The sequence below is a fragment of the Paenarthrobacter sp. PPS72 genome, assembly GCF_048537125.1.
In the GTDB taxonomy this organism is placed as follows: domain Bacteria; phylum Actinomycetota; class Actinomycetes; order Actinomycetales; family Micrococcaceae; genus Arthrobacter; species Arthrobacter nitroguajacolicus_E.
The window spans coordinates 77,438-96,870 of sequence record NZ_JBLYIE010000006.1 but is presented as its reverse complement, the minus strand read 5'-3'; the positions used below and the strand labels follow the sequence as shown (position 1 = coordinate 96,870).

The 19,433-nt window shown below is 64.3% G+C and carries 22 protein-coding genes; 9 read left to right on the top strand and 13 right to left on the bottom strand.

Translation table 11 applies throughout. The features are described from left to right. Positions 1 to 83: 83 nt before the first annotated feature. From ACLRGI_RS03950 to ACLRGI_RS03915, 8 genes are all read right to left on the bottom strand, one after another. Positions 84 to 1,370, bottom strand: a complete 1,287-nt coding sequence (locus ACLRGI_RS03950) for an MFS transporter (protein ID WP_014923369.1) — start codon at positions 1,368 to 1,370, stop codon at positions 84 to 86. Positions 1,371 to 1,462: 92 nt separating this feature from the next. Continuing rightward, positions 1,463 to 2,866 (bottom strand): rhodanese-like domain-containing protein, encoded by a 1,404-nt coding sequence (locus tag ACLRGI_RS03945; RefSeq protein WP_419200395.1) that lies wholly within the window; start codon positions 2,864 to 2,866, stop codon positions 1,463 to 1,465. Positions 2,867 to 3,016: 150 nt separating this feature from the next. Next, positions 3,017 to 3,247 carry a rhodanese-like domain-containing protein gene (locus ACLRGI_RS03940; protein WP_419200407.1) on the bottom strand — a complete coding sequence of 77 codons (231 nt, stop codon included), beginning with the start codon at positions 3,245 to 3,247 and terminating at the stop codon, positions 3,017 to 3,019. A gap of 127 nt (positions 3,248 to 3,374) precedes the next feature. Then, positions 3,375 to 3,737, bottom strand: coding sequence for a thioredoxin family protein (locus ACLRGI_RS03935; protein WP_014923371.1), 363 nt, complete (start codon positions 3,735 to 3,737; stop codon positions 3,375 to 3,377). A 63-nt stretch (positions 3,738 to 3,800) separates the two neighbouring features. Further along, positions 3,801 to 4,097 (bottom strand): rhodanese-like domain-containing protein, encoded by a 297-nt coding sequence (locus ACLRGI_RS03930; RefSeq protein ID WP_014923372.1) that lies wholly within the window; start codon positions 4,095 to 4,097, stop codon positions 3,801 to 3,803. Between the two features lie 30 nt (positions 4,098 to 4,127). Continuing rightward, positions 4,128 to 4,469, bottom strand: a complete 342-nt coding sequence (locus tag ACLRGI_RS03925) for a rhodanese-like domain-containing protein (RefSeq protein WP_014923373.1) — start codon at positions 4,467 to 4,469, stop codon at positions 4,128 to 4,130. A 45-nt stretch (positions 4,470 to 4,514) separates the two neighbouring features. Beyond that, entirely contained in the window at positions 4,515 to 5,273 is a 759-nt protein-coding gene (locus tag ACLRGI_RS03920; RefSeq protein WP_419200394.1) for a sulfite exporter TauE/SafE family protein, read from the bottom strand. Next, a complete protein-coding gene (locus ACLRGI_RS03915; RefSeq protein ID WP_419200393.1) occupies positions 5,270 to 5,890 on the bottom strand; it encodes a rhodanese-like domain-containing protein in 621 nt (206 codons plus the stop codon). The genes ACLRGI_RS03920 and ACLRGI_RS03915 overlap by 4 nt, the downstream gene beginning before the upstream one ends. A 131-nt stretch (positions 5,891 to 6,021) precedes the next feature. Here ACLRGI_RS03915 and ACLRGI_RS03910 point away from each other — a divergent pair, with 131 nt between their 5' ends. The 8 genes from ACLRGI_RS03910 to ACLRGI_RS03875 all read left to right on the top strand — a co-directional run bounded on the left by ACLRGI_RS03910 (position 6,022) and on the right by ACLRGI_RS03875 (position 11,649). Continuing rightward, positions 6,022 to 6,279, top strand: a complete 258-nt coding sequence (locus tag ACLRGI_RS03910; protein WP_014923376.1) for a metal-sensitive transcriptional regulator — start codon at positions 6,022 to 6,024, stop codon at positions 6,277 to 6,279. A 58-nt stretch (positions 6,280 to 6,337) separates the two neighbouring features. After that, positions 6,338 to 6,763 (top strand): DUF302 domain-containing protein, encoded by a 426-nt coding sequence (locus ACLRGI_RS03905; RefSeq protein ID WP_014923377.1) that lies wholly within the window; start codon positions 6,338 to 6,340, stop codon positions 6,761 to 6,763. 17 nt (positions 6,764 to 6,780) lie between these two features. Beyond that, positions 6,781 to 7,113, top strand: coding sequence for a hypothetical protein (locus ACLRGI_RS03900; protein ID WP_043471833.1), 333 nt, complete (start codon positions 6,781 to 6,783; stop codon positions 7,111 to 7,113). Continuing rightward, on the top strand, positions 7,110 to 7,373 hold the full coding sequence (locus tag ACLRGI_RS03895; RefSeq protein WP_043471836.1) for an SHOCT domain-containing protein: 264 nt from the start codon (positions 7,110 to 7,112) through the stop codon (positions 7,371 to 7,373). Before ACLRGI_RS03900 ends, ACLRGI_RS03895 begins: the two co-directional genes overlap by 4 nt. After that, positions 7,373 to 8,872: a multicopper oxidase family protein gene (locus tag ACLRGI_RS03890; RefSeq protein ID WP_014923378.1), complete on the top strand. Its 1,500-nt coding sequence runs from the start codon at positions 7,373 to 7,375 to the stop codon at positions 8,870 to 8,872. Before ACLRGI_RS03895 ends, ACLRGI_RS03890 begins: the two co-directional genes overlap by 1 nt. 319 nt (positions 8,873 to 9,191) lie before the next feature. After that, positions 9,192 to 10,454 carry an MFS transporter gene (locus tag ACLRGI_RS03885; RefSeq protein WP_043471838.1) on the top strand — a complete coding sequence of 421 codons (1,263 nt, stop codon included), beginning with the start codon at positions 9,192 to 9,194 and terminating at the stop codon, positions 10,452 to 10,454. Next, complete coding sequence (locus ACLRGI_RS03880) at positions 10,438 to 10,815, top strand: ArsR/SmtB family transcription factor (protein WP_081589179.1); 378 nt, start codon at positions 10,438 to 10,440, stop codon at positions 10,813 to 10,815. The genes ACLRGI_RS03885 and ACLRGI_RS03880 overlap by 17 nt, the downstream gene beginning before the upstream one ends. A gap of 261 nt (positions 10,816 to 11,076) precedes the next feature. Further along, a complete protein-coding gene (locus tag ACLRGI_RS03875; RefSeq protein ID WP_014923381.1) occupies positions 11,077 to 11,649 on the top strand; it encodes a recombinase family protein in 573 nt (190 codons plus the stop codon). A 181-nt stretch (positions 11,650 to 11,830) separates the two neighbouring features. Here ACLRGI_RS03875 and ACLRGI_RS03870 read toward each other — a convergent pair whose 3' ends face one another. The 5 genes from ACLRGI_RS03870 to hisC all read right to left on the bottom strand — a co-directional run bounded on the left by ACLRGI_RS03870 (position 11,831) and on the right by hisC (position 18,031). After that, entirely contained in the window at positions 11,831 to 11,986 is a 156-nt protein-coding gene (locus ACLRGI_RS03870; RefSeq protein WP_419200392.1) for a hypothetical protein, read from the bottom strand. 306 nt (positions 11,987 to 12,292) lie between these two features. Next, entirely contained in the window at positions 12,293 to 13,705 is a 1,413-nt protein-coding gene (locus ACLRGI_RS03865; protein ID WP_419200391.1) for an aldehyde dehydrogenase family protein, read from the bottom strand. A gap of 93 nt (positions 13,706 to 13,798) precedes the next feature. After that, positions 13,799 to 15,457 carry a thiamine pyrophosphate-dependent enzyme gene (locus ACLRGI_RS03860; RefSeq protein WP_419200390.1) on the bottom strand — a complete coding sequence of 553 codons (1,659 nt, stop codon included), beginning with the start codon at positions 15,455 to 15,457 and terminating at the stop codon, positions 13,799 to 13,801. After that, complete coding sequence (locus ACLRGI_RS03855) at positions 15,454 to 16,887, bottom strand: amino acid permease (protein WP_419200389.1); 1,434 nt, start codon at positions 16,885 to 16,887, stop codon at positions 15,454 to 15,456. Before ACLRGI_RS03855 ends, ACLRGI_RS03860 begins: the two co-directional genes overlap by 4 nt. Before the next feature lie 10 nt (positions 16,888 to 16,897). Further along, the gene (hisC, locus tag ACLRGI_RS03850) at positions 16,898 to 18,031 is read right to left on the bottom strand and encodes a histidinol-phosphate transaminase (RefSeq protein ID WP_419200388.1); all 1,134 of its coding nucleotides are present in this window, start codon (positions 18,029 to 18,031) and stop codon (positions 16,898 to 16,900) included. Between the two features lie 169 nt (positions 18,032 to 18,200). Between hisC and ACLRGI_RS03845 the strand changes: the two genes are divergently transcribed. Continuing rightward, on the top strand, positions 18,201 to 18,677 hold the full coding sequence (locus ACLRGI_RS03845) for an Lrp/AsnC family transcriptional regulator (protein ID WP_419200387.1): 477 nt from the start codon (positions 18,201 to 18,203) through the stop codon (positions 18,675 to 18,677). Positions 18,678 to 19,433: the final 756 nt, after the last annotated feature.

Genomic DNA, 19,433 nt, shown 5'->3' with positions numbered 1-19,433 from the left:
CTGCAACGCGCCCCTCCCTGGCCAGGCTCGATGGATCCCGTGGATGTTGTAACCTCTGCCTGAATTCGCGCGGCGCTGCTTCCTTAGATGGCGGGTTTGTGGTCCCTGCCACGCATCCGGACGGCGACGATGATGCCGGATGCTGCCGTGAGGGCGCCGACGACGGCGATGGCCGCGGGGACGCCGTAGGCGTCGGCGAGGAGTCCGGAGAGCAGGGCGCCGATGGCGAATCCGCCGTCGCGCCAGAGCCTGTAGATGCCGACGGAGCGTGCGCGCCATGCGGGGTGGGCGACGTCGCCGATGGCGGCCAGCAGGGTGGGGTAGACCATGGCGGTGCCGGCCCCGAGAAGGATGGCCGCGGCGAGCCAGGTTCCGAAGCCGTTTCCGATAGCAACTATGGCCAGGGCTGCGGCCTGGACGAGCATGCCTCCGGCGATCAGCGGTTTGCGCCCGTATCTGTCGGACAGGGCACCGGTGACGAGTTGCCCTGCTCCCCAGACTGCCGGGTAGACGGCGGCGAGGATGCCGATGCGTTCGATGCTCAGCCCTGCGGCGGCGAAGAGGACGGGGAACAGTCCCCAGGCCAGGCCGTCGTTGAGGTTGTTCACCATCCCGGCTTGGCTGACCGAGGATAACGATTTGTCGCGGAAGCTGGTCAGGGTGAAGATTTGCCTGTTGCTCAGCCCCGCGTGGGTTCCGGCGTGAGCGGCTCTGTGTGTGGCTGCTTCGGTTTTGGCATGCTGGTGCGTTTCGCGGATGGTCAGGATGGAGAGTCCGAGGCCGACGGCGATGAAGGCTGCGCCGAGGAGGAAGGGGCCGGGGCGCAGCCCGTAGGTTGAGGCGATGTAGCCGGTGGTCAAGGCGGTGCCGGCGACCCCGAGATACCCGGCGGCCTCGTTGAGGCCCATCGCCAGTCCCCGGCGTTCGGGGCCCACTAGGTCCATCTTCATCATGACGGTGGTGGACCAGGTCAGGCCCTGGCTGACGCCAAGGACAACGTTGGCGGCGACAATCCAGCTCCAGGACGGGCCGAAGATCAGCATCAGGGGAACGGGCAGCGCGATCAGCCAGCCGGCCACGAGGACGGGCTTGCGGCCGTAGCGGTCCGAGAGGGTGCCGGCGAAGTAGTTGGTGGCGGCTTTGGCCAGCCCGAACGCGAGGATGTAGGTCAGCGCGGACGTGTACTGATCAAGGTGGAAGACCTGCCCGGCGAGCAGCGGCAGCACGGTGCGTTCCTGGCCGAGGGTTCCGCCGACGAGGGCGTTGACGGCGACGAGGAGCATGAACTGGGCCAGGTTCTGCCGCAGACCCAGTCTGAAGCTGTCTGTTGTCCTGTGCTGGTGGCGGGAGGGGGTGTTGCCTGAGATCATTGCGCTCCGTTGTGGAGGGACGGCTATCGGCGGCGGTTCGGTTTTCCGGGCCGCCGCCGATTATGGGTGGAACTGTTTTCGGCGCTGCCGGGTCAGCCGGCGGAGGCCATAGAGCGCTGGAAGGTGTCCCAGGCGGCGTAGCTGCCGTCGAGTTCCACGACGTCGTAGCCGGCGCGGCGCAGGGCGCTGGCTGCCACGGAGCTCCGGACGCCGCTTTGGCAGTAGGTCACGATGGGGCCTTCGGCCGGGAGCTCGTCGAGGTGCCACATGACGCGGCCGCCGCTGAGCTGGTGTGATCCCGGGATGTGTCCGGCGGTGTGCTCAGAGCGGTTGCGGACATCGAGCACCATTGCAGCGTCAAAGCCGGCCAGTTCCGCCGGCTGGATCACGCGCGGGGTGAACGTGGGCAAGCCCTCGAAGCCGGTGACGTACCCGGCGACGTTGTCGATACCGACCCGGACCAGGTGGTCCCACATTTTTTGGGCCTGTTCCTGACCGGAGGCGAGCAGAACCAGCGGGTTCTTGTCGGATTCGGGGTTCACAACCCAGGCCCCGTAGCTGGCCACGGACTTGCCCACGGGGATGTTCACGGAACCGGTGACCGTGCCCCCGTGGACTTCGGTGTTGGGACGCGTGTCAACGAAGGTCACTTTGTCCTCGGCGAGGTCCTTGGTGACGGCGGTGGGGTCCAGCTCCTGCAGCGGGGCGCGTTCGCCCATGATCGTCGGACCAACCCGGTTTTCGCGCTTCATCCGCCCGAAGTAGGCGTGGGCATCGGGCTGGCCGTCGAGGAGCTCGTCGATGAAACCCTGCTCGTCGTTGGCAGCCAGGTAGGGACCCCACCACGCGTACAGCCGCTCGTAGCCGACAGTGGAGGAGGGGATGGCGCCCAGGGCCTTGCCGCAGGCGCTGCCTGCGCCGTGGGCCGGGTGGACCTGGACGTAGTCGGGCAGGGTGAGGAACTTATCGCGCAGGCTCGCGAAGAGCTGCTTGGCGCCCTCGAAGCGGGTGTCGAGGCCGCCGGCTGCTTCGTCCAGCAGGTCCGGACGTCCCAGGTCGCCGGAGAAGACGAAATCACCGGAGAGCAGGTAACCGGGCCGGTCGCTGAACGCGCCGTCGGTCACCAGGAAGGACAGGTGCTCGGGAGTGTGTCCGGGGGTGTGCAGGGCCCGGATGCTGATATTGCCGATGGTGATCGTGTCGCCGTCGTAGAGACGTTCGCCGTCGAATTCGTACTGCCAGTCGGGCCCGCCTTCGCCGGAGACATAGATCTTCGCTCCGGTCGCGGCAGCGAGCTCGCGGGTGCCGGAGAGGTAGTCAGCGTGGATGTGGGTCTCGGTGACGGCCACGATCTTCATGCCGTTCTTCTCGGCGAGATCCTGGTAGACAGCGATGTCGCGGCGGCCGTCAACCACCACCGCGGTTCCGTTCGCCTGGCAGCCGATCAGGTAGCTGGCCTGGGCGAGGTCTTCGTCGTAAATACGCTCAATAAGCATCTGGTGCTCTCCTTCGTGAACTGGTGTGGAGGGGAACCCGTCCCCGTCGTTCTGAAAATAATACTAATACCCCAGGGGGTATATCGCAAGCGGGTGCGGGCCGTGCTGCCTGGGTTCAGGTGACGCCCCTGCGGTGAGTGAGGAGCCGGGTCAGAAGTGACGCAGGTAAGCGCCGGCGTCCGGGCCGGAGGTGCTCCGTCGGCAGGGGTGCGTAGGTAACAGGGTGGCCGTTGCGGTACCACTCGGTGATTCCGCCGTGGCGACGTTCACTGCGCCGTAACCGCGTCCCGAGAGAATCGTGGTGGCCTGGCTGCTGCGCTTGCCGGAGCTGCAGAGGAGATGCAGGGTTATGGCGGGGAGGTCGTTGAGACGGACAGACAGTTCATCCAGCGGGATGTTCCGGCTCCCGGGGACGTGGGCGGTGGCGTATTCCTCACGGCACGGGGATAGATGGCGGCGAGGTCATCGGCCGTTATGGTGCGCATTGATTCCGCTTTCGAGGTCGGTTTCAGGTCGGCTGCTGTGAGGCTTCGGCGCGGATTTTGTCCATGTCCAGGTTCTTTACACCCTGGATGACCTGCTCCAGGCCGGCGGCATTAAGGGCGCCAGGCTGGGAAAAGACCAGGGTCTTGTTCCGGAAGGCCGTCAGGGTGGGAATTGAGGTGATGCCGGCCGCCGCGGCGAGGGCCTCTTCGGCCTCGGTGTCCATTTTGGCGAAGGTGATGTCCGGGTGGTTTTCGGACGCCGCCTGGTAGGTGGGGGCGAACATGCGGCACGGGCTGCACCAGCCTGCCCAGAAGTCAACGAAGACGACGTCGTTGTTCTCCAAAGTCTCAGCGAGGGTCTGTTGGGTGATGTCGATGGTTGCCATCAGGTTCGTGTCCTTCCGGGTGCGTATAAAGCGGTCAGTGGTGCAGGCCCTCCGGCAGGAAGGTCAGGTGGTGGGGAGTCCTGCGCGGGTCCAGGCGATCATGCCGCCGGCCATGGTGTCCGCGGTGTAGCCGGCGCCGTTGAGGGCATCGGCAACCTGGGCGCTGCGGTTGCCGCTGCGGCACACTGCGATGACGGGCACGGCCGGGTCCAGCTCGGACAGGCGTGTCTGCAGCTGTCCCATCGGGATATGCAGGGCGCCGGGGATCATGCCTTCGGCGACCTCGAAGTCCTCGCGGACATCGAGGATCCGGGCCTGGTTGCGGCGCTGGTCCGTTTCGGTGACGGTGATTTCAGCCACGGGGTTCTCCTTAGAAAGTTCTGGGTGTTGTTAGCGGACGGGTTCGCCGGCCTGGCGCCAGGCGCCCATGCCGCCGCGGAGGGAGTAGGACTCGTAGCCCTGGGCGGCGAGGATCCGGGCCGCAGAGGTCGAGCGGACCCCGGACTGGCACATGGCAATGACGGGACGCGCCTTCTGGATGCCGGCGGTGCTGGTCTGCAGCCGGTCCAGGGGGACGTGTTTGGCCTGCGGTGCGCGCCCGGACCGCCATTCCTGGGCAGAACGTACATCGATCAGGGTGGCTCCGGAGGCCAACAGGTCCTTTGCTTCGGCCACGGTGGTCGTGTTGTAGGGCTTGCTGAAGGCTTTTTTTAGGGAACTGATCAGACCCATGGGTGTTCTCCTTGGTTTGTGCGGGATGTCTGTGCGGATGATCTGTCAGGCGGTGACGGTACTGGCCGTGACCCAGGCCGCGACGGCGAAAATCAGGACCGCGAACGAGATGCGGATGTGCTTGTCCGTGAGGCGCCGGGCAAGGCGGGCGACACCGAGCGAGCCGAGGAGCGCAGGGACCGCGAAGGCCAGGACGGTGGGCCATCCGATGGTGAAGCCGGCGGCGTGGGCTCCGAAGCCTGCGGCGGAGTTGATCACGATAATGGCCAGGGATGATCCGATGGCCTGTTTCATGCGCAGTCCCAGGAAGAGTGTGAGGGCCGGGGTGATCAGGAATCCGCCGCCGACGCCCAGGAGTCCGGTGAGGAAGCCCACCAGGAGTCCGGTTCCCACGGCTTTGGGGGCGCAGGTGCGGAAGGCACGGTTGGGCCCGGTGCTGCAGGAGCCTTCGGTTTCGGTGGTGTGGGCCAGCATCCGGATCCCGGCGATGACCATGATGGCCGCGAAGGCGAGCATCAGGATGTCCGGATCCAGGAGCCGGCCTACCGCAGCACCGCCCCATGCTGCAGGGATGCCGGCCGCCCCGACGAGCAGGACCACGGGCCAGTTAATGCCCTCGCGGAGCCGCGGGATCAGGGCCGCCAGCGACGAGACGCCGACCACCAGCAGGGACGTGGGGATGGCCTCGGCGGGGCTCATGCCGAGGCCGTAGACCAGGGCGGGGACGGCGATGATTGACCCTCCGCCACCCACGACACCGAGCACGATCCCGACGAAGAGGCCCAGCGCCAGGGCCGGAATCATGCTGCCGGGGTCTGCCTGGCTGTGGCCGCCGACAGCTGCAGGATGGCGGTTTCGCGGGTGGGTTCCTTGGCAGTTTTATTCCACGGCATCGCAGAGATCGCCTGGCCCATCGCGCAGGTATTGGTTGCGGCCGAGAAGGTCAGGCCCGTGCCGATCGCGCCGGCGAGCATCCGGATCTTGGGGGAAACGAATTTGCCTCCGGCCAGCCCCAGCACCACGAGGGAGCCTGCGGCGAGGCGGACCTGGCGCTCGAGATCCCACCGGTTCTTGCCCCGGACAACGTCCCCGCCGGCAGCCGCGAAGCCGGGAACCCCGCCAGTGAGAACGTACGCGGTGTCGATGCCGGCTGTGCCGAGGCGCTGGCGTGCCCGCTCGGCCCGTGCGCCGGAGTGGCAGACCAGGACCACGCGGCTGCCCAGCCGGGCGGCCAGCTCCTCGGTGTGCTCCGAGAGGAGCGGCAGGGGAACGTTGTAGGAGCCACGGATGTGCAGGGAATCAAATTCGGCCGCGGAACGCACATCGATCACGAGAAGGTCCTGGTGCTCGTTCACCCAGCTGCGCAGGGTCTCCGGCGCCAGGGACGCGACGGCGGAAACTGATGTGGAAGGGGAATTCATGGATGTCCTCTCAGACGAAACGTTGGTGCAGACGAATACCCCACCGAGTATTTCAGATACCCCCGGGGGTAGTCAACACACCCCTGGGGGTATATGATTGCATGCATAAACCCCATTATTTGGAGCTCAGCATGCAACTGGATTCAACAGAACTGACCCCCGTGGTCAACCGGCTCAAGCGCGCGCAGGGCCAGCTGGCAGCCGTGACCCGCATGCTGGAGGAGGGCCGGGACTGCAAGGACATCGTCACCCAGCTCGCCGCCGTCTCCAAGGCCCTGGACCGGGCCGGCTTCGCTATCATCGCCAGCGGCCTGGAGCAGTGCATCGTCCGGGAAGACATGAGCATGAATAAGAAGGACCTGGAGAAACTCTTCCTCTCCCTCGCCTAGACCAAGTTACGCCCAATCCCGCGGCCGAGCACCCGTAACCGAGTACAAGGAGTCCCGCATGAGCTATACGCATACCGTCACCGTCCCGCTCTCCTATGCCGAAGCAGTACAGCGCACCCGCGACGCCCTCAATGAACAGGGCTTCGGAATTCTCACGGAAATCAACGTCCGCGCCACCTTCGAGGCCAAACTCGGAACCGGCGCCGCCGGCGCCGTGGGCGACTATGTGATCCTCGGCGCCTGCAACCCCGCCCTCGCCAGCCGCGCCCTCGCGGCCGAACCGGAGCTCGGCACTCTGCTGCCATGCAATGTCGTTGTCCGTCGCGGCAAGGACGCCCTTGTCACCACCATCCAGGCCATCGACCCCCAGACCATGGTCCAGCTCAGCGGCACCCCGGCCGTCCAGGAGATCGCCGACGACGCCGGCACCCGCCTGCGTGCCGCCTTGGCCGGGATCGCCGATGGTGACGGCTCCGCATCGTGAGCGGGTCAGGAAACCCGATGCCCGGACTAGTCCTGCACACAGGCCCGTCCTCTGATCTGCCGGCTGTGCCGCACAGCGCTGCCAACGCAGTCGGGGCACTTGGTGCGGGCGTCCGGCTGGAAGTCATCGTCCAGGGTGGCCGCGGTGGCAGGCCCGGCCCGGGGACAGACCTCGCCGGGTCCCTCCCAGGCCTGCTCCGGGACGACGTCAGGATCCTGGCCCGCGAAAACAGCATGCGCTCGGCCGGACTGGAAGCAGCCGACCTGGCGCTGGACCCTGATCGGGCCCCGGTGCGGAGTGCAGCCGGCAGGACAGCGGCCGATGCCGCAGGAAACGGAGCGCGAAAATGATGGACGGATATGGTTCGATGATGGGATGGGCGTGGCTGTTCTGGCTGCTGCTGATTATCGGTATCGTCCTGCTGGGCATCCTTGCCGTACGGGCTTTCTCCGGCGGCAGGACTAACCGGGGCGAGGGTTCCGGCCCGGGCGGGCCCGGACCTGCGGATGTGAGTACTGCCCGGCGGATCCTGGATGAACGCTACGCCAGGGGCGACATAACCACGGAGGAATACCGTGAAAGGCTGGAAGTCCTTGGGGACGGTACATGATGCAACCTCTCAGCCGCCGCAGTGCCCTGCTCCTGGGAGGCGCCGGGGCGGCGGCCGCCGCGGCGGGCGCGGCAGGATTGCTGTGGGGTCCGGGCGCCGGGTTCCAGGCTGCCGGCGGGCAGGACCTGAACGAACCCCAGGCCCTGCACAGCGCCGGTGGCCTGCTTCAGCTGAAGCTTTCAGCGGCCCCGGGACGGGTAAGGATCGCCGGCAGGGATGCCACGGCGCTGTCCTATAACGGGTCCCTTCCCGGACCCACCCTGTTCCTTCAGGCCGGAGACCGGTTGAACGTGACGCTGGAGAACCGGTTGGAGGAGGCGACGAATCTGCACGTCCACGGGCTGCACGTTTCCCCGCTGGGCAACAGCGACAATGCGCTGCTTTCCATTGAACCGGGAACATCCTTTCATTATGAGTACCGGCTGCCGGCGAACCACCCGCCGGGCGTGTTCTGGTACCACCCGCATCGTCACGGTATGGTCGCCGACCAGATTTTCGGCGGGCTGTACGGGGCCATTGTCGTCCAGGATCCCCGGCCCATCCCTGCCAGCCGGGAACGGGTCCTGGTGATTTCCGACATTTCCCTGAACGCGGACGGGAGTATCGCCGCGGTGTCGGCGATGGAGAAAATGATGGGCCGGGAAGGTGAGCTCGTGCTGGTCAACGGGCAGCTGAATCCTCGCCTGGCCGCCCGGCCGGGCGAGCGTGAACGGTGGAGGATCATCAATGCCTGCACCGGGCGGTATCTGAGGCTTCGACTGGACAGCCAGCAGCTGCAGCTGCTGGGCCTGGACTCCGGCCGCCACCGGACCCCACGTGACGTCGAGGAGGTGCTGCTGGCTCCCGGCAACAGGGCGGACCTGCTGGTTACCGCCGAGGTGGGGACGTCCGTGCTGCGCGCCCTGCCCGTGAACAGGGGCAGCATGGGGTCCATGATGGGCGGCAACGGGACCACGCGGTCTCCGGCCAGTCCCGACGGTACCGCCCTCGCGACCTTCACCGTCGCCGGCGCACCCGGCGCCGCCCTCGCGCCGGTCCCCGAGCAGCCGGCGCCCCGGGACCTTCGCGCTGAGCCGGTCACCGCCCGGCGCGAACTGGTCTTCGCCATGGGCATGGGCAATAACAGCAGCGGCAGCGCAGGCATGGGCGACGGCATGGGACAGGGTTCAGGGATGATGAGTTTTACCATCAACGGCAGACCGTTTGACCCGGCACGGGTCGACACCACGGTTCCGGCCGGTGCTGTCGAAGAGTGGACGCTGAGGAACACGAGCCCGATGGACCACCCGGTGCACTTGCACGTGTGGCCCATGCAGATCATGGAGCAGGCAGGCCAGCCCGTGGACACTCCCAGATGGCAGGACGTGGTCGACGTCCCGGCCCGCAGCAATGTCCGGGTCCGGATCGCCTTCGATGATTTCACCGGCAAAACCGTCTATCACTGCCACATTCTGGATCACGAGGACAGCGGCATGATGGGCCTGATCGAGGCCCGGTGACCCGGTGTCCTCCCGGGCCTCGAACCCACTGCGAAAGGCCATACTGCCTGAAGCACGGGCCTGGCCGAGCCCACGGCTATACGCGTAGGCCCGCCGGCGAATGCAGGAGCTCCCATAGTGCCGGGACGAGGCAGCGAAACGAGATGCATGCCTCCGGCCGGCACCGGACGCCGGCATTGAGACGGCCGTTAGGCTTCGGCGGATCAGCTCCAGGCAGACACCTCTTGCGGTCTGGCCCGTCGATGGGCGAACGGGCAGGACGAAAGTCGACTACTATTAGTGCAGATACGCGCACTTATGCACTTATGGGAGTGGACTGATGTTAGCGGTTCTGCGGAATGTGACCTACCGGCGGCTGTTCGCCGCACAGATCGTGGCCCTGATCGGCACGGGCCTGCTCACGGTGGCCCTGGGGCTGCTGGCCTATGACCTGGCCGGCCGGAACGCCGGGGCGGTGTTGGGAACGGCCCTGACGATCAAGATGCTGGCCTACGTGGGTCTGGCCCCGTTGATCAACGCACTGGTGGCGCGGCTGCCGAAAAAGCCGGTGCTGATCGGGGCGGACCTGATCCGGGCGGCGATGGCACTGTGTCTGCCGTTCATCACCGACACCTGGCAGATCTACGTCGTGATCTTCCTGCTGCAGTCCGCCTCCGCGACCTTCACCCCGGCGTTCCAGTCGCTGATCCCCACCGTTTTGAAGGACGAGCGGGACTACACTCGCGCGTTGTCCCTCTCCCGGCTGGCCTACGACATGGAAGCCCTGGTCAGCCCGGCCCTTGCGGCTTTGTTGCTGGCGCTGATCAGCTACAACAACCTGTTTATCGGCACCGTCGCGGGTTTCCTGTTCTCGGCCTTCATGGTCATCATCACGGTTCTGCCGCGGCTTTCCGCCCCGGCCGGGCCGCAGACGTCGCTGTGGCACCGGACCACCCTGGGTGCACGGATCTTCTGGCGCAACCGGCGCCTGCGGTCCCTGCTGGCACTGAACCTCGTGGTCGCAGCACCGACGGCCCTGGTGCTCGTCAACACCGTGGTCTACGTCCGCGACGTCCTGCACCGCCCCGACACCGACCTGGCCCTGGCCCTGGCCTGCTTCGGAGTCGGGTCCATGATCGTCGCCTTGTCAGCGCCCCGGGTCCTGGACCGGTTCGGGGACCGTGCCGTGATGCTCACCGGCGCCGCCGTGATCCCTGCCGTGCTGGCCGGTGCCACAGTCCTGACCATGCTGGGGGCCGGTGGGTCCGGGTGGTGGCTGCTGCTGGGGCTGTGGTTCCTGCTCGGCGCGGGAAACTCCACGATCCTCACGCCCTCGTCCCGGCTGCTGCGTGATGCCTCCACCGAGGAAACCCGGCCCTACGTCTTCACCGCGCAGTTCTCCCTGTCCCACGCCTGCTACATCCTGACTTACCCGCTGGCTGGCTGGATCGGAGCCGCCGCCGGACTGGGCTGGGCCGCGCTTGCCCTGACAATTATTGCGATGATAGGAAGTGCAGGTGCATTCCTGTCCTGGCCCCGGCACACCGCCGCGGCCTCCCAGGAACCCACCAAAGAGGAGCAGAACGTTGAGCAGCCGTCCTAGCAGCGCGTTCAGCACCATCCCCCAGGAGCCTTCCCTGGTCCACCCGGTCACCCCGGGCCCGGAGTTGCTCGAAACAGCTGCCGGGACGCTGCGGATGCTCGCCGAACCCACCCGCCTGCACCTGCTCTGGCAGCTCTCCAACGGCCCGAAAACCGTCACCGAACTCACCGACGCGTCCGGGGCTGCCCGGACCGTGGTCAGCCAGCATCTGGCCAAACTCCGGCTCAGCGGCCTCGTGGACACCCGCAAGGACGGCCGGCACGTCATCTACTCCCTCCACGACGGGCACCTGGTCCGGCTCATCCGCGAAACCATCAACCACGCCGACCACCGGACCACCGGAGAACCCACCCACGACTGACATCCCCTCCCCATGCCAAAAGCCGCGCCCATGGGCACCAACACGGCGACCCAGCTGCCATCTCATGCAGCCGACTTCTGAAATCGACAGCAGGTGACCGTATCAGAGAGGGCAAGTCACTTCCAGACTGACCTGTAACGATCGTTCGCAAGACACTCAAAGTCGGGTTCTAAAAACCGCGGAAGCACGGGATCTCATTTGTAATGCTTCACGTGTACGCTCCTATGTAACGTCCAGCCGGGTTACTGATACATTTTGGGGATGCGTATCGGATACGGACGGGTCTCCACCCATGACCAGCACCCCCAATCCCAGCACGACGCCCTGACAGCGGCCGGCTGTGAGCAGATCTTCCTCGACACTGCCTCCGGAAAACTCGCCCGCAGACCCGAACTCGACAAGGCGCTGCTCTCGGCCAACCGGCCCGGTGATCAGCTTGTCGTCACCAAACTCGACCGGCTCGGGCGGTCGCTGGAAAACCTCATCGATTTATCCAACACGCTGCAGAAACGAGGCGTGGACCTCGTCGTTCTGGACCAGGGCATCGATACCTCCACCGCGCTGGGACGGATGTTCTTCCAAATCCTTGGCTCGATCGCCGAGTTCGAACACGCCCTGATGTCTGAACGGACCCGTGACGGTCTGGCGGCCGCCCGTGCGCGTGGCAGGACGGGCGGGCAGAAACCAAAACTGGGGCCCCGCCAGGTCAGGCTGGCGCGGGAAATGTATGAAGAAAAGGGGCCCGACGGCAAGCGTGCACACACGGTCGAGCACATCGCCCAGGAATTCGGCGTCACCCGGCCCACCATCTACCGGCACCTCGCCAAACCATGAACGACGGCCATCACATGGAACAGCAGAACGACCAGCATATCCGTGAGGTACGGCCGTTCAGCAGATAAGGACTTCTGAAGTTGCTCTGCGCCCTATGCTCACGGCCCCACAAGCGCTCAGTCAATCGTTTACAACCACTGAAACCCAACAGAACCTAAATAGATTGCCCCTGACGACACTCTCAGGAGTGCCGGGCCTCATAGGCCTCGTACAGGGTCCTTGGGCTTTTGTGGTCGGCCGTCAACCAGATGATTGAGGCATCCGGCATGGCTGCATCGACTATTCCGAGCCGCACGAGGATGCCTTGATGCCTTATCTCCACTTCTGTCCCTATCAAGGCTGTCCAATCCTTCTGCAAGCGCATCTTCATCGCGGTGAAGGGGTAAGGACTGTTGTGCCGGTGATGGTTGCGCCTCCTTCGCGTGGGAGCCAGCCTGTCAATGCTGCCGTGGTTCCCTGGCTGTCATGAGGTTCCAGGCTGGAAGGGACGCTTGCTTGTTCTGCGTTGGCCGTCCTGGCATGGGTTGGTCGTTGCCGACGTCGTGCAAGAAGGTCTCTGCTCTTCATGTTCTTTCGCTTTCTCTGGTTCTGGTGACAGCTTCGTCCCATCAATGCGCTGAGCGGTTGATGGCTCTACCGGGAGCTAGCCGTTGATGATCTGCGGAACGCCCAGTGCCTTGAGGCCTTCGGCACCGAATTCCAGGCCGTAGCCGGATTGCTTGGCGCCGCCGAACGGAACACGGGGGTCCACGGCGCCGTGCTTGTTGATCCACACGGTTCCGGCCTGGATACGCGAGGCGACCTCGCGGGCGGCAGCCGGATCGGAAGACCAGACCGAGGCGCCGAGTCCGACGTCGAGCCCGTTCGCCTTGGCGACTGCCTCATCAACGGTCCTGTACTTGATGATCGGCAGGGCCGGTCCGAACTGTTCCTCTGCCACCAGCGGATTGTCGTTGTCGATGTCCGCCACGAGGGTGGTGGGGTAGAAGTTGCCGGGCTGCTCGGCGTCGGGGTTGCCGCCCAGAAGCACTCGCGCCCCGGATTCTTTAGCGGTTTCCACCAGGCGGGCCACGATTTCGTACTGCTGCCGGTTCTGCAGCGGACCCAGCACATTGTTTTCATCAAGGCCGTTTCCCATCGGCATGGCCGCAGCAACAGCAGTGAGCTCGGCACAAACAGCCTCGTACTGCGACTCGTGCACGTATAGGCGCTTCAGGGCCGCGCAGGTCTGTCCGGTGTTGATGAACGCGCCCCAGAACAATCCCTCAGCAATCGCCTTGGGATCGGAGTCGGGCAGGACAATGCCGGCGTCGTTGCCTCCGAGTTCAAGGGTGAGCCGTTTGACGGTATCGGCCGACGAGCGGATGATCGCTTTGCCCGTGGCGGTGGAGCCGGTGAACATGACCTTGCCGATGGCAGGGTGCTCAGCAAGCCGAGCGCCGACGTCGCGGCCGCCCGAGACCACGGAAAGCAGGCCTTCGGGCAGTTCCTGGTTGATGATCGAAACCAGCGCCAGCACGGAAAGCGGCGTGAATTCGGAGGGCTTGACCACTACGGCGTTACCCATGCGCAGGGCGGGTGCGATCTGCCACACGGTGATCATCATGGGCCAGTTCCAAGGTCCAATGGCACCGACGACGCCGATGGGCCGGTAGTGGAGTTCGGCGCGGGTTTCGCCGTCGTCCACAACGGTTTCAGGGTCAAGCGCCGTGGCGGCCGTGGCCCGGAGCCAGGCGGCGCACGCTCCAACTTCGAAGCGCGCGTTCGGGCCGTTCAACGGCTTGCCCTGCTCGCGGGAGAGGAGTTGGGCCAGTTCTTCGGCGGAGCGTTCGACGGCGTCGGCGGCTTTCATGAGCGCAGCGGACCTGGCGTCGTGACCCAAGGCAGCCCATGCCGGCTGTGCTGCGGCAGCGGCGGCGATGGCATCCTCGAGGTCCTCGACGGTATGAATAGGGGCTTCGCCGACAGCCTGGCCCGTTGCCGGGTCGAGGATGGTGCGGCTGCTCTGGCCGGGGGCCGGGGTGATCGAGGCCAGGAGGGCGTCGTAAGTCTCCATGATATCTTCGGCTCTTTCAGTCAGGTAGGAATGGTTATTGCCGGTTTGGGAAACGGTCCGGACCGCTTCCCAAACCGGCAGTTACTTCAGTTGTTACTTGCGGCTGGCCGGCATCAGGAACTTCCACGGGGTGTTCTTCAGTGAAAGGGGCATCGGGACTTCGATTACGGCCGGCCGCTGTGCCTCGATGGCCTGCTCAATCGAGTGCTTCAGTTCTTCCGGGGTGTGTGCTTTGAGACCGAGGGCGCCGAAGGATTCAGCTAGGGCAACGAAGTCGGGGTTGTGCAGCTCAGATGCCGACTCCTGCCCGTAGATTCGGAGCTGGTCGGCTTTGACGTTGCCGAAGGCGGAGTTGTTGAAAACGATGGTGATGAGGTTGAGCCCGTGCTGGACGGCGGTAGCGAGTTCCTGCACCCCGTACATGAATCCTCCGTCACCGGTGACGGAGATGACTACCTTGTCCCGGTTGCCTGCCTGAACGCCCAACGCGGTGGGGAAGCCATAGCCCAGATTGCCTTGGTATCCGCAGGTAATGAAGTGGCGCGGTTCGAACATGTCGATCGCAAAGAACGAGGAGAAACCGATCTGCGAGACTTCCTCGACGAAGAATCCATTACGCGGCAGGGCCTCACGGATGGCGCGGAGGTAATCCGCATGGGGTGTAAGACCTGCAATCTCTTTCGCTTTGGCGGCTTTCACTGCAGTAAATTCCGCAAGTCGTGACTCACGGGCTGGCGCCCCATCAAGTGCTTCCACCAGCGCGGCGGCAGCTTCCTTGGAGTCTGCTGCAATGCCGAGGTTCGGTTGGAGACGTTCGTGCTGGGCAGCGTCGATATCGATGTTGATGTTGATGAGGTTCTCGGGCTTGTCAGGCCAGCGGAACCACGCTAGTTCCTGCCGGGAGCCTATGCCGAGCAGAACGTCGGTTTCACCCCATGGTTCGAAGCCCGCGGCACAGGTGAAGCCGAGCGCGTGGTCGTCAGGGACTATACCGCGGCCACCACGGAAGGACACCACGGGGGCTTGGAGCTGCTCGGCCAGAGCCAGGATTTCCGCTGCTGCATGGCGGGCACCGCTGCCGACCATGATCATGGGGTTTTTGGCCCCGGCAAGGATTTTTGCTGCTTCACGGATGTCGGTCCGATCAAGCTCCGGTGCGGGTGCCTGTGTTGGCTGGTTGGCCTTCATGGCAGCGTGCTGGGTCAGGACATCCCATGGGACGGCAACGACGGCAGGCCCCGGTCGTCCACTGCTGGCCTGGCGAAAGGCTTCGTCAATTGTTGCAGGTACCGTGGCCGGGTCCAGGACGTTTTCTGCCCACTTCGCGAAGGTCCTGATGGTTCCGAGCTGGTCCGGCATTTCGTGCAGGTGCCCCATCCCCCGGCCCATGTAGTCGGTGGGGATCTCACTGGTCAGGCACACCGTGGGGGTGCTGGTTGACAGGGAGGTCAGGATCCCGGCGCCGGCGTTGAGGATACCTGGGCCCGGGACGACGCTGAAGACGCCGGTCTTCCCAGTGGACTGGGCGTATCCGAGGGCCATGTAGGCGCAGGCTTGTTCGTGGCGGGCACCGATCAGCTTGATGGTGTCTTCTTCCCGGAGCGCATTGAACAGTTCGTAGCTTTGCACCCCGGGGATGCCGAACACGGTGTCGACGCCGTGGGCGCGGAGCCCGTCGATGACTGCCTGGCCTGCAGTGCGGGCCCTAACAGAGGTGTCGGCGATGGGATTGTTGAGGATTTCGGAGGTCATGCGTTTTCTTTCTGACGTGCGGAGGTTTTGGTGTCGCGGCGGGTGACGGCGACGCCGGCGAGGGCGATGATCGCAGTGGCCGCAAAGGTCAGCAGCAGTTGGGTACGGGTGCCGGAGTCAATCATCGAGACAATGATGATGAGGACCAGGATCCCGACGGTGGCATAGGAAAGGTACGGGAAGAGCGGCATGCGGTATGTGGTGGGTGCGGTGGACGGCGTTGTCCCAAGGTCTCTGGCACGGCGGAGTTTAATTTGGGATGCAGCGATGGAGGCCCAGATGACGATGATGGTGGAGCCGACAATGGCCAGGAGGTTATCGAGGACCTTGCCGGGGAAGATCGCTTCGAGCATGGCGGCAATGAAGCCGAAGGCTACGGTCCAGAGCACCGCGGCGCGCGGAACACTGTTGGTAGCGGTGTTTTTCAGGTAGGCCGGGGCATGACGACGCGAAGCCAGGGAGTGCAGCATGCGGGAAGCGCCGTAGATATTGGCGTTCAGGGCGCTCAGCAGCGCAAAGACAGCGACGAGGGCCATGACAGTGCCTGCCGCGGGCATTCGGGCGACGTTCAGCAGTGCCGCGAAGGGACCTTCCGGTGTGTTGGCCGCTTCCGGGGTGAGGACAGCAACAATGATGAAGACCGAGCCGACATAGAAGACGCAGATCCGCCAGGCCACGGTGCGAATGGCAGTGGCCACGCTCTTTTCGGGGTTCTTGGTCTCACCGGCGGCGATGGCAACGATTTCAGTGCCGCCGAAGGCGAAGATCACGATCAGGAGGCCTGCGCCGATACCAGCGATACCTTTGGGTGCGAAGTCCGTGAAGTTGGTCAGTCCGGGGCTGTTGCCGTTGAGGATGCCTAGGAGCAGGAGGGCACCGACAAGGAGGAAGGCAAGTATGACAGCTACCTTGATGAAGGCGAACCAGAACTCAAACTCGCCGTACTTGGCCACGGCGAACATGTTCACGGCGGTCAGTACCGCCATGAAGATGGCCGCGAGCAGCCAGGTGGGCGGGATGGTTGTGCCGGCAGGGGCCGCTTTGAGGACGCCGGTGAGGATGGCGGCGGCGCCACCGGCCTCGGCAGCTACGACGACTGCGAGCTGGATCCAGTAAAGCCAGCCGACGGTGTAACCGGCCACCGGTCCGAAGGCTGTTTCGGCGTGGGTGGAGAAGGCGCCGCTGGCTGGGTTGACGGCAGAGAGTTCGCCAATCATCCACATGATGAGGATGACCAGGGCGCCCGCAACGATGTATGAGATGAGGATGGCAGGGCCGGCTGCAGCGACGCCTTTGCCGCTGCCAAGGAACAGTCCGGCGCCGATGGCACCGCCAAGTCCCATCATGGTCAGCTGCCTGGGCTTGAGGCCACGCACCGTCGTCGTTGACGTGCCTTTGGCCTGTGTAGAGGTGGTTGATGTTGGGGTCATGGCGTTTTCTCTACCTTTCTCCGGCGGATCGGGTGATGCTGGTGAAGTGGGTGAAGGCGTCCTTCGCAGTTTGGAGCGCCTTTTTGTTTGCCTCGGCGGTGCCGATGCTGATGCGAATGCCGTCACTTGGGTAGGCGCGGACGATGACGCCTGCCTTGGTGAAGATCTCTTCCAGTTCCTGTGTGGCTTCTCCCGTGCGCAGCCAGACGAAGTTCGCCTCGGAGGCCACGACGCTCCAGCCAATCCTGGCCAGTCGGCGGTGCAATTTCTCGCGTTCGGCAACCAGTGCACTGATGCGGGCTTCGATCTCGTCTTCGGCTTCGAGGCTTGCCAGCGCCGCCTTCTGCGCCAGGGCTGAAACACCGAACGGAATCGCGACGGCCCGCAGGGCGGCAGAGACGTAGTCAGGCGCGATGGCGTAGCCGATGCGCAGACCGGCCAGACCGTAGGCCTTCGAGAAGGTATGCAGGATCAGGACGTTCGGGTAGGCGCGGAAGAAGTCGATACCCTGCGCCGCGGCGGGATCGACGTTGAAGTGCACGTACGCCTCATCGATGACCACCAGCACATCCTGCGGCACAGCTTCCATGAAAGTGTGCAGTTCCCCGGTCGTCACGGAGGTTCCGGTGGGGTTGTTCGGGGTACAAACGAAGATCACGCGGGTCCGGTCCGTGACCGCCGCCGCCATTGCTGGCAGGTCATGCCGCTCATCCTCGGTCAGCGGGACGTGCACAGCTGTCGCCCCAGCCAGGCCCGTCAGGATCGGGTACGCCTCGAACGACCTCCAGGCGAAGATAACCTCATCGCCTTCACCGGCAACGGCACGGACGATCTGGGACGCTACTTCCACGGAACCTGCACCGAAACTGACAGATGCAGCCGGAACGTCCCAACGGTCGGCCACTGCTTCGGTCACCGCGCCGCAGGTCATGTCCGGGTAAAGGTTGATGCCTGCAGCTGCTTCGGCCACGACTTCCTGGACGGAAGGAAGCGGCGGGTAGGGATTTTCGTTCGAGGACAGCTTGTGGACCAGGCTGCCCGCAACGGCGGCGGATTTACCGGGCTTGTAGGCAGGAAGGTCGCGAAGTGCCGAGCGTAACTGCACTCGTTCCACCGTCGAGCATTGGGGCAAGTCGTTTGACATAGGGGTGATTTCCTTCACGAAGAGCAGTGGGATGACTCACGTTTGCAGGACAAGGGCAGTGCTGACAACTGGTTAGGTTGAAACTATCGGATATGTATGAACTCTCGGCCAATAGTCAACAGAAGGCTTACACTTTGTAAATCAGGCGGCGTGGATAGGTAGGACTGGGATGAAGATCGATGAACTGGACGCGAAGATCGTAGAGCTCTTCACAGCCGACTCTGACATTGGAGTGCTGGCCGCCTCGAGGAAGCTCGGCGTCGCCCGGCCCACCGTTCAGGCGCGGCTGGACAAACTGAAAAAGACAGGCGTCATCCAACAGATCGCTCCCATCCTCAACCCCTCTAAATTCGGGTTCCCCGTCATGGCCTTCGTATCCGTGGAGATCTCCCAAAACGTGGGCCATGTGTCAGTTGGAACCGCTCTCGAAGTCATCCCCGAAATCGTTGAGATGTATACCGTGTCAGGTGATCAGGACGTCCTCATACGCATCGTCGCCGAATCCAACGACGACCTGCAACGAGTGCTGGATTCCATCTCCCGCACGGGCGCAGTGACGAGGACCCGAAGCGCCATCGTGCTGCAGACCCACTTCCAAAACAGGGTTCTGCCACTGTTCAACGAAGTCGGCCGGAACAGGGCTTAGCTCACCGCATAAAAATGCACACTCAGTGTCAGCGCGGCCAACGTTGCCGAACAGGCCACCCTGATAACCGGTATCCCATGCTGCTCAAGCGGACGCCCCGGAACGGGCCGGAAGATGAAGGCGCTAATGGGCTGCTTGGCTCTGAGTCGATCAACAATGTGCACCATTAGGATGTTGCGGCGAACTCGTCACCAAGTATTTCGATGCAAGAGTTGATCGGAGATTGACATTGTGCAGGGAATGATACGATGCCGCTTTCCCTTTTCAGATGTCATCTCGTCTACACCCCAGCCTTACGTAAAGGCGGTCTCATAAGGGAGGATTCACCTGCCGGTGAGGCTTCGGTCTTGTTCTCAGACACCTGTCGAGCCACAAGAGGGGACTTCGTCAGCTCCTGCCGCAAGCGACTCTCATCGAGTCCCTATTCTTTGGCCTATTTCGATGATTCTCGGGCTGCCGCACCTCGGTTTCCTGCCATTCGACTGTCAGGGTGGGATTTGAGAACGTCATGAGCGACTGTCAGCAAAACGGAAATTTCGCCCTATTCTGACGCCACGCCGATCGTTGCTTCGAGTTTCGGGCAGGTGAGGCCGGCCGATCGACGGCCGCAAGTGGCCCCCCGCTGTCTGCCAGACCGTCCAATGTGGCTCTCCGGCCAGGGGTCTCCGAGAACCTGGACGGGTGCGGCGGGTAGGGGGCGCTCCTAGGGTTTCTGCTCCCCTTGGGCCTAACCCGGTAGCTAGTTGACCCGAATCT